The sequence below is a fragment of the Nonlabens arenilitoris genome (assembly GCF_002954765.1).
GTDB classification, from domain to species: Bacteria; Bacteroidota; Bacteroidia; order Flavobacteriales; family Flavobacteriaceae; genus Nonlabens; species Nonlabens arenilitoris.
Map to the genome: position 1 here is coordinate 288,516 of NZ_MTPW01000001.1, position 14,082 is coordinate 302,597.

The 14,082-nt window shown below is 34.5% G+C and carries 11 protein-coding genes; 4 read left to right on the plus strand and 7 right to left on the minus strand.

Features of this window, described 5'->3' with window-relative positions; genetic code table 11:
• Positions 1–155: 155 nt before the first annotated feature.
• The 5 genes from BST92_RS01285 to BST92_RS01305 form a co-directional block, all read right to left on the minus strand.
• Positions 156–2,423: an aconitate hydratase gene (locus BST92_RS01285; RefSeq protein WP_105069833.1), complete on the minus strand. Its 2,268-nt coding sequence runs from the start codon at positions 2,421–2,423 to the stop codon at positions 156–158.
• A gap of 419 nt (positions 2,424–2,842) precedes the next feature.
• Positions 2,843–3,796 carry an AAA family ATPase gene (locus tag BST92_RS01290; protein ID WP_105069834.1) on the minus strand — a complete coding sequence of 318 codons (954 nt, stop codon included), beginning with the start codon at positions 3,794–3,796 and terminating at the stop codon, positions 2,843–2,845.
• A gap of 12 nt (positions 3,797–3,808) precedes the next feature.
• Positions 3,809–5,278 (minus strand): peptidylprolyl isomerase, encoded by a 1,470-nt coding sequence (locus BST92_RS01295; RefSeq protein WP_211292410.1) that lies wholly within the window; start codon positions 5,276–5,278, stop codon positions 3,809–3,811.
• The gene (locus tag BST92_RS01300; protein WP_105069835.1) at positions 5,238–6,089 is read right to left on the minus strand and encodes a hypothetical protein; all 852 of its coding nucleotides are present in this window, start codon (positions 6,087–6,089) and stop codon (positions 5,238–5,240) included. The genes BST92_RS01295 and BST92_RS01300 overlap by 41 nt, the downstream gene beginning before the upstream one ends.
• A complete protein-coding gene (locus BST92_RS01305) occupies positions 6,082–8,058 on the minus strand; it encodes a peptidylprolyl isomerase (RefSeq protein WP_105069836.1) in 1,977 nt (658 codons plus the stop codon). Before BST92_RS01305 ends, BST92_RS01300 begins: the two co-directional genes overlap by 8 nt.
• 158 nt (positions 8,059–8,216) lie before the next feature.
• Here BST92_RS01305 and BST92_RS01310 point away from each other — a divergent pair, with 158 nt between their 5' ends.
• From BST92_RS01310 to BST92_RS01325, 4 genes are all read left to right on the plus strand, one after another.
• Positions 8,217–8,675 (plus strand): SRPBCC family protein, encoded by a 459-nt coding sequence (locus BST92_RS01310; protein WP_105069837.1) that lies wholly within the window; start codon positions 8,217–8,219, stop codon positions 8,673–8,675.
• Positions 8,676–8,681: 6 nt separating this feature from the next.
• Entirely contained in the window at positions 8,682–8,921 is a 240-nt protein-coding gene (locus BST92_RS01315; protein WP_105069838.1) for a hypothetical protein, read from the plus strand.
• Between the two features lie 112 nt (positions 8,922–9,033).
• Entirely contained in the window at positions 9,034–9,369 is a 336-nt protein-coding gene (locus BST92_RS01320) for a hypothetical protein (RefSeq protein WP_105069839.1), read from the plus strand.
• On the plus strand, positions 9,369–10,745 hold the full coding sequence (locus tag BST92_RS01325; RefSeq protein ID WP_105069840.1) for an FAD-binding oxidoreductase: 1,377 nt from the start codon (positions 9,369–9,371) through the stop codon (positions 10,743–10,745). Before BST92_RS01320 ends, BST92_RS01325 begins: the two co-directional genes overlap by 1 nt.
• On the opposite strand, the gene BST92_RS01330 is transcribed toward BST92_RS01325, so the two are convergent.
• Both BST92_RS01330 and BST92_RS01335 read right to left on the minus strand, forming a co-directional pair.
• Positions 10,742–11,473, minus strand: a complete 732-nt coding sequence (locus tag BST92_RS01330; protein ID WP_146105075.1) for a hypothetical protein — start codon at positions 11,471–11,473, stop codon at positions 10,742–10,744. The two genes, BST92_RS01325 and BST92_RS01330, sit on opposite strands and share 4 nt — an antisense overlap.
• Positions 11,474–11,628: 155 nt before the next feature.
• Positions 11,629–13,971, minus strand: a complete 2,343-nt coding sequence (locus tag BST92_RS01335; protein WP_105069842.1) for a T9SS type B sorting domain-containing protein — start codon at positions 13,969–13,971, stop codon at positions 11,629–11,631.
• Positions 13,972–14,082: the final 111 nt, after the last annotated feature.

The window sequence follows — 14,082 nt, forward strand, 5'->3', positions numbered from 1 at the left end:
CAACAAATCATTACGATAAATCAAACGTAACCTATAACTGAAATTTCAAGTTTAGGTATTGATTACATTCCGCTTGGGCAAAAGTGAAATAAAAACCATAAAAAATGCCTCTTGAAAATTCAAGAGGCATTTTAAGTATGTAAAGAAACACTTAATTAAGCTGCGTTATCTTCTTTAATTTTATTCAAAGCACTTCCTTTATGGAACCACTCAATTTGAGCAGCGTTGTAGGTGTGATTTGCTTTAATTGTATCCTTAGTACCGTCTGCATGAGTAATCTCAATTGTTAAAGGTACGTCTGGAGAGAATTTAGCAAGATCTACAAAGTTGAACGTGTCATCTTCTTGAATCAAGTCATAATCTGCTTCATTTGCAAATGTAAGTCCTAGCATACCTTGTTTCTTCAAGTTAGTCTCATGGATACGTGCAAATGATTTTACAATCACGGCAACTACTCCTAAGTGACGTGGTTGCATCGCTGCATGCTCACGAGAAGAACCTTCACCATAATTGTGATCACCTACTACAATTGAAGGAATACCAGCTGCTTTATAAGCTCTTGCTGTTGCAGGCACTGCGCCATACTCACCATCTAATTGATTTTTAACAAAATTAGTTTGTTTGTTAAATGCATTAACTGCACCTATCAAAGTATTGTTTGCAATATTGTCTAAGTGTCCTCTAAAACGTAACCATGGTCCTGCCATAGAAATATGGTCTGTAGTACATTTCCCAAATGCTTTAATCAATAATTTTGCATTACTTAAATCAGTACCTATAGGTGTAAATGGTTCTAATAACTGTAAACGATCTGAATCTTCAGCCACTTTAACAACTACACCAGTTCCATCTTCTTGAGGCGCTAGGTAACCATCATCTTTTACTTCAAATCCTTTAGGAGGTAATTCCCATCCTGTAGGCTCGTCTAACATCACTTCTTCACCATCTTCATTAATAAGCTTATCGGTCATTGGATTAAAGTCTAATCTACCTGCAATCGCAATAGCTGCTACCATTTCTGGAGACGCTACAAAAGCATGTGTATTAGGGTTACCATCAGCACGTTTTGCAAAGTTTCTATTGAAGGAGTGGATAATAGAGTTTTTAGGTGCGTTTTTAGGATCACTATAACGTGCCCACTGACCAATACATGGTCCACAAGCGTTTGTAAAGATCTTTGCATTTACATTTTCAAACACTCCTAATATTCCATCACGCTCTGTGGTGTAACGTACTTTTTCTGATCCAGGATTGATTCCAAACTCTGCTTTAGTAACTAGTTTTTTATCAATAGCCTGTTGTGCTACAGAACTTGCACGAGAAAGATCTTCATAAGAAGAGTTTGTACAAGAACCTATCAGTCCCCATTCTACTTTTAATGGCCAGTCATTTTCAGTTGCCTTTTCATTCATTGAACCTACTTCAGTCGCAAGATCTGGTGTAAATGGTCCGTTGATTAATGGCATTAATGTATCTAAATTGATCTCAATTACTTGATCAAAGTATTGCTCTGGATTTGCATAAACTTCAGGATCACCAGTTAGGTAATCTTTTACTTCATTTGCAGCATCTGCAATGTCAGCTCTCTCAGTAGCACGTAAATAACGTTCCATAGAGTCATCATATCCAAAAGTTGAAGTAGTCGCTCCTATCTCTGCTCCCATATTACAGATAGTACCTTTACCAGTACAAGAAAGGTTAACAGCACCATCACCAAAGTATTCTACTATTGCACCAGTTCCTCCTTTAACAGTCAGAATCTCTGCTACTTTAAGAATAACATCTTTTGGGGCAGTCCATCCAGATAATTTACCGGTAAGTTTAACACCAATTAACTTAGGAAATTTCAATTCCCAAGCCATTCCTGCCATTACGTCTACAGCATCTGCTCCACCTACACCTATAGCAACCATTCCTAGTCCTCCAGCATTTACAGTGTGAGAATCTGTACCAATCATCATTCCTCCTGGGAATGCATAGTTTTCAAGAACTACTTGGTGAATAATTCCAGCTCCTGGTTTCCAGAAACCAATACCATATTTATCTGATACAGATTCTAAGAAATTAAATACTTCGTTTGAGGTATTCATTGCACTTTGAAGATCAGCAGTTGCACCATTCTTTGCCTGTATCAAGTGATCACAATGCACAGTTGTAGGAACCGCTACTTTATCTTTACCTGCCTGCATAAATTGCAATAAAGCCATTTGAGCAGTTGCATCTTGACATGCGATACGATCCGGTGCAAAGTCTACATAATCCTTTCCTCTTGTGAAAGCTTTACCTGGAGTACCATCCCATAAGTGAGAATATAAAATTTTCTCTGCAAGTGTAAGTGGCTTGCCAGTGATCTCACGTGCTTTATCTACACGAGCTGGCATCTCAGCATACACCTTTTTAATCATATCAATATCAAAAGCCATATATCTAGTTTTAATTAGTCTTTTTTAAGGATTGCGAAGTTACAAAAATGACACGTGAAATGAAAGCCCAACCGCTCTACCACTGTAGTTTAGACAATATCAAAATAGCGAGTAAAAGAAATAGAAATAATTATGAATTTAATAATTATACAAGCTTAAATTATCAATTTCTTAATTTAAACAGATTAAATCACTAAACACACAATTAGTAAGTGTTTCAAATTTTTAAAAGTAATCGAAAAATTATTTTTTACTGACAGCTTTAATAAGAAAATAAATAGCAGCAATATCTGCCGCATATCCTAATACCATAAAACTATAGCTAAATATAGGGTAGACCGTTTTATACACAGCTCCTGCGCCAACTAAAATACCTCCTATTAAAAAAAGGTATAAACTAGCAGAATATTTATGCATTATTATAGAATCTTTGCGATAATACTATTTTCGGTATAACCTTCTGCTTCAGCCTTGTAGTTTTTAATAATGCGATGTCTTAAGATCCCTGTGGCAACTGCCTTTACATCTTCTATATCTGGACTGTATTTACCATTGACTGCTGCATGAGTCTTTGCGGCAAGAATTAAATTTTGCGATGCACGCGGTCCTGCACCCCAATCTATATACTCCTTTACTATCTCTGGTGCAGCATCAGATTTAGGTCTTGTTTTACCTACTAATGCAACAGCATATTCTATAACATTATCTGCTACAGGAATACGACGTACTAGCTGTTGAAAATCTATTATTTCTTGTGCATTAAACAATGCATTAATTTGTGGTTTATGATTACTAGTGGTGGCCTTAACGACATTTACTTCTTCTTCAAATGAAGGGTAAGCTAGATTAATAGCAAACATGAATCGATCTAGTTGTGCCTCTGGTAAAGGATAAGTACCTTCTTGCTCTATAGGGTTTTGTGTAGCTAGTACAAAATATGGTGCATCTAATTTATAATTGTGTCCTGCAACAGTAACCGTTTTCTCTTGCATCGCCTCTAAAAGTGCAGCTTGTGTTTTAGGTGGTGTACGGTTAATCTCATCTGCCAGGATGATGTTAGAAAAAATAGGTCCTTTAATGAATTTAAAGGTTCTATTTTCATCTAATATTTCACTTCCTAATATATCGCTAGGCATTAAATCTGGTGTAAACTGTATGCGTTTGAACTGTAGTCCTAGAGCTTGAGAAATCGTATTTACCATTAAGGTTTTTGCAAGTCCAGGAACACCTACTAGTAAGGCGTGTCCACCTGCAAAAATTGAAATCAGAATCTGGTCTATGACTTCATCTTGTCCTATAATGATTTTTGCAATTTCTTTTTTGAGTTCTTGGTGCTTTTTAACCAAGTTATCGATAGCAGTTACATCTGACATGTGGCCTGTTTATTATTTATTCCATTCGTTTTCAAAATCACAACCTTTAAACTCTGCACCTATCTTAATATAGGTGTCTTTTAATTTTTCAGATTGCCATTTTCTAATGGCTTTTACTTGTTTATCTCTTAATGCAATATCTTTGATTTTCAAATAATCTAGGGCATAGTCTGCCTTGTGATCTTTAATTTTATTAATTACATAGATAATTTTAAATGTTTCACGACCTATTTGATCTTTCTCATCTATGATACCACTCACATCTCCTTTTTCAAGAAAGATTATTTGTCTAGTTAGGTCTTCAGAAAGTCTAGTAAGGTCTAGTCTTGCTTCACCAGTATTAGGGTTTATTAATTTACCACCATTTTTTGCAGTTTCTTTTTCATCACTTATTTCTCGAGCCGCTTGATCAAATGTGATTTCACCTAAAATAATACGGTCTCTCATCTCATCTAGTTTTTGCTTTGCTTCATTCACCTGGGCAACTGATATGTACGGATATAATAAAATATGACGCACATCACGCACCTGTCCTTTTACCTTTTCAACTTTTAATATATGCCATCCAAAAACAGTTTCAAATGGCTCACTTACCTCACCTTCAGTTAAAGAGAATGCAGCCTCTTTAAATTCTTTTACAAATTGATCTCCTCTTTTTAAAGAAATAATTCCTCCTTGACGTTCTGTTGCTACGTCTTCAGAGAATAGGGCAGCTTTTGCGGCAAAGCTGGCTCCATTTTCAAGAACGTCTGTACGGTATTCATTAAGTTTATCTACTACATCTTTTACGGCATCTTCACTAGGTTTAGGCTTTACAACAATTTGAGCCATTTCTACCTCAGTATTAAATAGAGGACGCTCTTCTTCTGGAAGGTTATAAAAGAAGGCTCTTACTTCTTCAGGAGTAATTTCAACTTCTTCAGTAATACGTTGCTGCATACGTTGAGCTAGCTTCATATCTCTGGTAATACGATTTAAAGCAGATCTTAATTCTGGCATGCTACTTTTTTGATATTTTTTCAAAACAGCTTCATCACTTCCTAGAATACCTTTAAAATATGCGATACGTTGATCTGTTTCTGCCTCTACTTCTTGATCACTCACTGTAATACTGTCTTGTACTGCATGGTGAGCAAACATCTTTTCACGCAATATACTTTCTATCAACTGACAGTCTGATAATTCACCTAGATCTTGATCGCCTTGAATTTCTAAAAGCTGCTTTTTAATATCTGAATTAAGTATAACATAATCACCTACTACACCTGATACTCCATCGATAAGCTCTCTAACCTGAACTACTGGAGCTGGTTTTACAGAATCTATTTTACGCATAGCCAGCAGCACTTCTTCCTTTACCTGCTCATCAGACATTTGAATGGTATCTGTTTGTGCTAGAGACGCTTTCGCGAAAGCGAGACCTAATACAACCAATAGGTATTTATGACTTAATTTGAAATTTCTTACTCTTGATAGCATCATCTAATAAATCTTTTTCTAATTTTTTAATGTAATTAAGTTTGCGCCTGTTAAGCAACACTTGTTTTATTGTAGGTTTAACGTAAGATAGTGGTGCATTATCACCGCGGCGCAATACATTATTGAATCGCACCAAATATACGCCAACACTATCTTCTAATTTCCAATATTTATTATCTTTTATATACTGATCTTCATTTGCCGGCGTGATGGCACTCACTCGATTAAAAACAATCTTCTTTTGTACCCAAATACTATCGTTTAAAAAATGACTTTTAAATCCTAACGATAGACTGTCTATTTTTTTTAAGGCATCTACCGTGCCTTTTTTAAATAGCTTATTTACCATTTCAACATCTGCATATAAAGGATCTAATTGCACATAACGGAATTGCACTAAATCCTCGTTGAGTTTAAAGTCCTTTTGATGCTCGTTAAAATAGTTTTCTATGGCTACAGATTTAATAAGTGTGTCCAGATTTTGCTTAGTCAGCTCTTGCTTATAGGCCTGTGAATACAGCTCAAATCTATATTTCTCAATTAATTTATCAAGCTGTTCTTGTTGTGATAAGGATATATTTTTGCGGGCATTTTGCATTAACAGTCGCTCTGTCGCCCAATTATTTATATAACCAGATACGATAATTGTGCTGTCCTCTGTCGTGTAATGATCTGGTAACAGGTTTTCTATATCTTCATTTGTAAGATATGCATCGCCCACTACAACCACTGCATCTACTGGTTGAGATTGTTTAAAATATTCACAAGAGTTGATCAATATTAAAAAAGCTATGTAATAAAACAGTTTATGCATTTTTTGCTATTGCTTTTTTAACTTTTTTAAAGGTCTTTTTATTCACTTCAATTGTCCTACCATTTCTCAACGAAGACAACCAGTCTTTTTCTAGTTGCTGCTGGTAATCGTTGATCACGGCACCACGCGCTTCTTCTAAAGTTTTTGAAGAAGGCTCTAAGATCTCTTTTACAAGAATTACTTTGTAAAAGCCTGTTTTTTCATCATAATAGATTGATGACACGCCTTCTTTAACTTCAAAATTTTCTGGTAGGCGATTATAAGTTTCTTCTACAACACCATTAGACATCATCACCTTAGTACGTCCATCAATATTAAATTGTTTTTTAATATCCTCTTTAGAGGTGCCATTTTTTAATAACTGTTGTACTTCTTTTGCTACCTGTTCTGTAGTATTTTGTGTTAAGATAATATCTAATCTACGTTTCCATTGATATTTATCTTTATGTAAGTCATAGTATGCTTGTTGACCTAGTGAATCTTCCTTGGCCTTATTCCATACTTTGGTTTCTAGTAAATCAAACAATAAAAGGCCTTCTTTATACTCATCATATATAAAAGCAAAGTCTTTATTTTCATTCTCTAGATTTTTGTCATAATAGGCTGCTATAGAAGTATCGATAAAATCATAATAGAACTTTTTCACCTTTTCTTCTTTACTACTATAATTAGTAAAATCTTTTTTCTGACGACTCATAACGTTTTTATAGAAATCTGCATAGGTAATTTCTTTATCGTTAATAGTAAACATTTTTAAACCAGCTGTTTTGTGAGCAGCATCAAATTGCCAGCTATTGTTTAATATAGAATCTGTTATCACCGTATTTAAGACAGTAAGCACGTCATCAGATCGTTGTACATTGTATTTTTCTCGCAATCTTTTATTAAATGAATCAGTAATCTTGCGAGCTCTAGGTGATTTTCTGATTTTTTCTTTTAGGGATGGAGCGAGTTCTTCATAACTACCTACAGGATGTTTTTCTATCAATTTAACGATATGCCATCCAAATTTAGATTTAAAAGGAGCTGAGTATGATCCTTTTTCCTTTAAACTAAATGCAATATCTTCAAATACAGATGCATTCAATCCACCTGTACCGAATCGATCTAACTTACCACCACGTGAAGCAGAATTCATATCATCAGAGAATTCCCTAGCTAGTTCTTCAAACTTACCAGTCTCTTGTAATTGTTTATAAACTTCGTTAATCCGTTTTTCTGCTGTTTTTTCTTGCGCGTCTCTAGCATCAAAAGTCATGATATGCGACACAGTTATCTCTCCTCTAGCTGGTCTATCCTCAAAAACCTTAACGATATGATACCCAAAATCAGTTCTAAAAATATCTGAATGTTTTCCCACCTCAGTGTTGAATGCGGCATTCTCAAATGGATATACCATTCTAAAAACACTAAACCAGCCCAACTTACCTTCATTACCGGCACTAGGACCTTCACTTTTTGTACGTGCTAATTGAGAAAAGTCTGCTCCATTATCTAATTCATTTTTAATAGAATTAATTTTATTCCACGCTTTTAATGTGTCTTGTGGTGAATCACCTGGACCTACTTTGACTAGTATGTGACTTGCGTTTACTTCCCTTTTCTTACGATCATAAGCCTCTCTAACTAAAGATTCTGTCACTTCAGTATCTGTTAAATAAGCTTGAGCTAGACTTTGCCTGTAATTATTAAGCTCTTTTTTATAGGACTCTTTGTGATCAAGATTCATTTCATACGCCTGTAATAGCTTTAATCTATAGTCTATATAAAGGTCTAAATAATTATCAATATCTTTTTGAGAATCATCCTGTACGATGTCTAGGTTCTTAAGATAAACTCTCATAAATGTCCCTGCATCATAGGTATTATTATCTATGGTCAGTAATGTTTTATTTTCTAGTTCTTGAGCGACCGCTATAGAACTTATGAAAAGTAATAGTATCGTAAAAAAACGTTTTATAGAAATCATATTAATTCTCTTTCAAGGCTAGCAAAAATAACCATATTTTAACCCTATACAAAACGCTTCCTTTCTAGAACTAGTATATTGATTTTACTTCTATTTTAATCATACATTCTATAGTAACGATCTAGTTAGTTATTAAACGCTGTCACGACTTAATTATCATGATAAAAAGTACGCATCAAGTCACTATTCCATTACCTATAAACAAAGTAATGGAACTATTTAAAAATCAGGATTATTTTAAAGAGTGGCAAAAAGGATTAGTCAGTTTTAAAAACCTAACACCTCATATAGGTCAACAAGGAAGTAAACGCAGTATGAAAATTAAAGCTGCTGGCACAACAATAACAATGATTGAAGAGATAACCGCTATAGAATTACCGCACTTATGGGAGGCAACATATAGAACAAATGGTGTACTCAATAAGCAAAGTAATAAATTCCAAGAAAAACTGATTAAAAATGGGGATGATACACAACTAGTAACCATATGGGATAGCACGGCTACATTCACTTTTACTGGAATGATGCGCATTATCGCAAAAGGCAGACCACAAATTTTCACTTCTCAAACGCACCAGCATATGGAAGATTTTAAGACCTTTGCAACCTCAATGTAAACTCTTATGGATAGAAAACTTAAATTAATATGGGACTTTAAAGGTCCTGATGCCCAACGTACTGCCCAGCATCATGTTATCCATTTAGATGAATTCATTGTACGTGACAAAATAGAATCATTAGGCACTGGAGTAGAAAAAATAAACGATAATCACTTTATCGCATTTATGGGAATTGAAGAAGTAGCCATGCCGCCAGTACGTGATGCGTTAAAACCACATCGTGGACAATTGTGGATGGTTTAATACGCTTTCGCGAAAGCGTATTCTATAAAACAAGCGGTATTTAATGATCTAGACACTATTCTACTTTATAAATGATTATATATTGCTTAATTTTAAGTACTAAATTATCGCCATGGAAACGAATCATTTGAACTGGACCAGAAACGAGTTTCAAACTTACCTTTTACTCTACTGTGCAAGCGCAGACTTATCTCAAGGAGCAGAGGAATTACATTTCATAAAAGAACATGTGGCAAAATCTGATTTTAGAACTATCCACAAAGTCTTTAATAACGATACAGATTACCAAAGCCTTAAAAGAATTCAAGAGTATGTTAAACACCATAATTTAACTAATCAAGAACTGACAGAAACCTTCAGAGAGGTTAGAATCCTTTTTAAAATAGATGGTGAATTTGACGCTATGGAAAAGCACTTGTTAAACATGCTTAAATCTATACTGAACTAATGGATTTTTCTCTTTTTGAAAGTGTATTAGAGGAGTCACAAATAATAAGTGGTGACGGACTTAAGGTGCGTTATCATCATATATGGCACATGGACCAGCCTTTAAAAGCCCTATGTTTATTATTACCAGAGACGACCGAAGAAGTAAGTAATATCATGAAAATCTGTTATGAAAACGATCTACCTGTAGTTGTACATGGTGGTTTAACTAATCTTGTAGGCAGCACAGAAACTGATGGTCATGAGGTCGTTATTTCAACAGAACGTTTAAATAATATTGAAGAGATCGATACCTCTAGTAGAACCATGACGGTACAGGCTGGTGTGATACTAGAGAATATCCACGAGGCCGCTGCCAGTGCTGACCTTTTATTCCCTCTCAATTTTGGGGCAAGAGGTAGCGCACAAATAGGAGGAATCATATCTACAAATGCTGGCGGATTAAGGGTTCTTAAATACGGTATGACTAGACAGTTGATTCTAGGCCTAGAAGCTGTCATGGCAGACGGTAGCATCATCTCTTCTATGAAAAAAATTATAAAAGACAATAGCGCCTATGATGTTAAACAGCTTTTCATAGGCTCAGAAGGTACTTTAGGAATTGTTACAAAAGCCATTTTAAAATTAGAAGAAGCACCTAATAGTAGGAATGCCGCTTACATAGGATTCAATGATTACCATAAGGTGGTTACCTTCCTTAAATACATGGATAGTAATCTAGCTGGTAAATTAAGTGGTTTTGAGCTTATATGGCGCAATAGTTATGTGCAAATGACTAGTGTGAGTGATGCTGTAAGACCACCTTTACCATATGAATATAACTATTATGTACTTATAGAAGCTCTAGGAAGTCATCCACAAAATGATCAAATAGAATTTCAGGTATTACTAGAGAATGCCATTGAAAAGGAGCAAGTACTGGATGCTGTAATGGCACAATCACCTAGTGATGTTGAATGGTTTTTTAGAATCAGAGAAGACGTTAATAATTTAGTCGATTTCATGAAACACGACCAGCATTTTGACATTAGTCTACCTATACCATTGATAGGACAATACATTGCTGATCGCTATAAATCGCTCTCACAAATAGAAGGTGTTGAACAGGTTTTTGCCTTTGGCCATGTGGCAGATGGTAATATTCATTTTATGGTAGGAAAAACAAATTTAAGTCCTGAATTAAAAAAGCAAATTGACCATTGCATCTATGATGGACTTAAAGAAATGGGTGGATCTGTAAGTGCTGAACATGGTATAGGAACCCATAAAAAGGATTATTTAAAACTATGCCGCAGTATAGAAGAAATAACTTTAATGAAATCCATTAAATCGATTATGGATCCTAAATCTTTATTAAATCCAGGTAAAATATTTTAGTCTACATAATTGTTAATAGCATCCTCATTAGTTTCTATGTAACAAAAACGCGTTAAAATATAAAGCCCAAATAAGTAACTACCTCTTTCTATAAAATAAAACCTTAAAGGAAACAATTCATAATAATAAGCTACCATCGCAGCAAAATCTGCAAACACAAACGCAAAGGTCGCGTACATAAGGTATGCAGAATTGAAAGTACTCCTAGTCGCATTTGAAAAGCCTACTAGTAAACATGTAGTCATACCTATTATACCAGTAAGTAAGATCAAAACATATTCTAAATTTGAGTCTATCCTTTCTTCAAAATTCTGGACGTTATAGAAATGAAAACCAATGTGTATCAAATAAATAAACAGGTAGGTCACATACTCATATCGCTTTATGAGATCCCATTGCACATTTTTCACAACCCAGAATATGATTACCGAATAAGTTAAAATACTGGATGTAAGAAATAAACTCTTACCATATGTAAAATCATAATAATAGAATCCTATGCTAGACAATAATTGTAATACATATATAATATACAACCATTTACTATAATGACCTATTACAATAAAGAAATACAAAGCTACTGCTAGAGTAGATAGGACACGAGCTAATCTTATATATTCTATATCACCTAGTAAGACAATGACTATATTAAATACTATAAATATAGCACTAAGTATAAGCATCTGATTCCTAACGGCTAAATACCTGAACCATTTAAATAGAAACATAAACTTACATTTTTGTTATTAGAGACTCAGATAGCAACCTCATGTATCAATAATTTAATGCTTGGGATTATCTAAATATCGGTAAAAAATCTCCTAAGTCCTATTGGTCGTAAGAAATTGAGTTTAATTAAATATTATTTAATGATTAAATGCTATTATCTAAGCAATGTAAAATGCCCCTTATGCACTAAACCGTTCTCACGTTCCACAATGAACCAATAATCACTAGATGGCAGTAGCGCACCATTATAAGTGCCATCCCATCCTATCCCGTCAGCATTAATTTGTTTAAGTAGTTTGCCGTATCTATCATAGATATACACTTTACTATCAGGCTCATATCTACTATTGATGATCTGCCAGTAGTCGTGAAAACCATCACCATTAGGAGTAAAAAAACGTGGATAATACAACATTGCTACAGACTGACTAACTGTTGAACAGCCGTTAAGGTCACGGACAAATATGGTATATTGATCAATAGTTAAACGTGTAAACACATTTGAACTTTGATAATTAATGCCATCTATTGAGTATTCAAAATCTCCAATACCATTTACCTCTACCGTAATTGAATTGTTAGTAAGAGACCAATCTTCAACGATGACGTCGTTGATTTGCACACTTGTGGCTATTACATCAAATGAAAAGTTAGTTTCACATCTAGTATTCCCTTGAATATTAGTAACAATTAAGCTATACGTATCTATGGTATTAATTGTAATTGACGCGGTAGTCTCACCAGTAGACCATAAATATTCATCAAATCCATTTCCAGCATTAATAGTTAAAGGCTGATTTTCACAAAGAAAATATTCAGTATCAAGAGATAATTGTGGACTTTCTAATAATTGAAGCTCAAAAGATGTCGTATCAAAACATGCATCGCTATCCACTACACTCACACGAGCTATAATTTGTTGATTATTTGAAGTATTGATATAATTTGTCGGACTATTGATAGGTAAGTTATTATTTAAATCTGTCAGCGATTCAAAATAATCAACACGTAACCCATTAGGACCTTGGCCATTTAAAATACCAACCGTTTGCATTGTAAGATCAAAGGATTCAATTCCATTTGCATCTATATCGCATCGTATAAGATCGTTTACATTATTTGCAACAGGTGTATTAAAAATGGTTACTACACGACTTTCTATGAATAATTGTCCAGTCACAGCCTCTGTGACATTTAAAGTGACATTGTAATCACCTGCAGCAGCATAAACATGTGTAGGGTTCTCAAGATTTGAAGATGTACCATCGCCAAAATCCCACGTAATTGATGAGTAATTTTGAGATAAATTTGCCGTAAATTGAGATACATCGCCCAAACAAATATGGTCTACGATAAATCCTATATCAAAGTATGACTGAACAAAAGGTGGTAATCCTAATCGAGATAATCTATTATTCAATGTTACACCATTAGAAGAATATCCAGCTAAAACACCAGCTTCATCTGGGTTATTGATAACTCCTAACCTATCATATCCATCTTGGGCTATATAAATTCTTCCATCTGCTGCTAATTGTAGAGAGTTATTAGAACCAGTAACAGTATTAGAAGATTGTGAACCTAGAGCAACCTTAGAATTATCCACATCTACAGCATTAAAATTCAATAAATCAAATTGATACACACCTTCAAAACTTTCAGTAACATACAGGTACCTACTACGTGGGCTAAACTCTACTCCATAAATTTTTGAGCTATTATTCCCCATATTTGTACTGAAAGATGTAATTTGAAAAGGGTTACTCAACTGACCTGATGTCGCATCAAAATCTAAAAGTTCTAAAATCTCAGATTCATTATAAATGACTGCTAGTTTAGTACCGTCAGGTGATGCCTTCATTTGACCTATAGTGTCTGCTAAAACCGTCACGTTATTCCCTACTGCACTCACCACAGGAATAGTATTTATACCATTAACACCTACTAAATATGACGTAAATTCATTAGAATCGTATTTATGAGCTATAACCCATACATCAGTACCGTTTGAATGACTGACAGCCGTAATCTTTTCTGTTGTAGGGTCATGAAGTAAAATGTTTTTATCAGCAGTCACTGCTCCTAGACCATTGTCCAAAGATATATCAACAATACTGTATCTAAGACCACCAGGCGCTGCAAGGGATTGCAAGGTGAAAATATAGTAAAGGTTTTGATTACCTGGATGTGGAACTATCAAGCCCGATTGAGTACTAGAAGAATTACCTTGTAATTGTGAACCATTAGGCATCACTACATGATTTCTATTATAAACACTTCTTCCATCTGTATAAAATCTAAGATTTCCCTGTGAGTCCGATATTGCAGCACAACCTTCAGCAGTATTTAAATTCCCGTTAGTTAAAGCCACAGGAATACCACTGTTAAATGATAATCCTGCGTTCTCCCCAAAATACCAATTACTCGCTTCTCCTTGACCATTTAAAAATTTAAAAACAAATAGTAATAAGAATATATGTAAGTAATATGATTTCAAACTCAGGATATTTTAGATATGCAATTTAATTGGTAATTCGCTTTCGCGAAAGCGAATTACCAAAAACCTAGAAGCATAAAAAAAAGACCACCTTAGGAGGTGGCCTTTTTA

Coding starts and splice junctions, on each gene's coding strand:
- BST92_RS01300 (WP_105069835.1), bottom strand. CDS start 6,089: ATGCATAAACTGTTTTATTACATAGCTTTTTTAATATTGATCAACTCT.
- BST92_RS01285 (WP_105069833.1), bottom strand. CDS start 2,423: ATGGCTTTTGATATTGATATGATTAAAAAGGTGTATGCTGAGATGCCA.
- BST92_RS01320 (WP_105069839.1), top strand. CDS start 9,034: ATGGAAACGAATCATTTGAACTGGACCAGAAACGAGTTTCAAACTTAC.
- BST92_RS01305 (WP_105069836.1), bottom strand. CDS start 8,058: ATGATTTCTATAAAACGTTTTTTTACGATACTATTACTTTTCATAAGT.
- BST92_RS01325 (WP_105069840.1), top strand. CDS start 9,369: ATGGATTTTTCTCTTTTTGAAAGTGTATTAGAGGAGTCACAAATAATA.
- BST92_RS01295 (WP_211292410.1), bottom strand. CDS start 5,278: ATGATGCTATCAAGAGTAAGAAATTTCAAATTAAGTCATAAATACCTA.
- BST92_RS01310 (WP_105069837.1), top strand. CDS start 8,217: ATGATAAAAAGTACGCATCAAGTCACTATTCCATTACCTATAAACAAA.
- BST92_RS01290 (WP_105069834.1), bottom strand. CDS start 3,796: ATGTCAGATGTAACTGCTATCGATAACTTGGTTAAAAAGCACCAAGAA.
- BST92_RS01315 (WP_105069838.1), top strand. CDS start 8,682: ATGGATAGAAAACTTAAATTAATATGGGACTTTAAAGGTCCTGATGCC.
- BST92_RS01330 (WP_146105075.1), bottom strand. CDS start 11,473: ATGTTTCTATTTAAATGGTTCAGGTATTTAGCCGTTAGGAATCAGATG.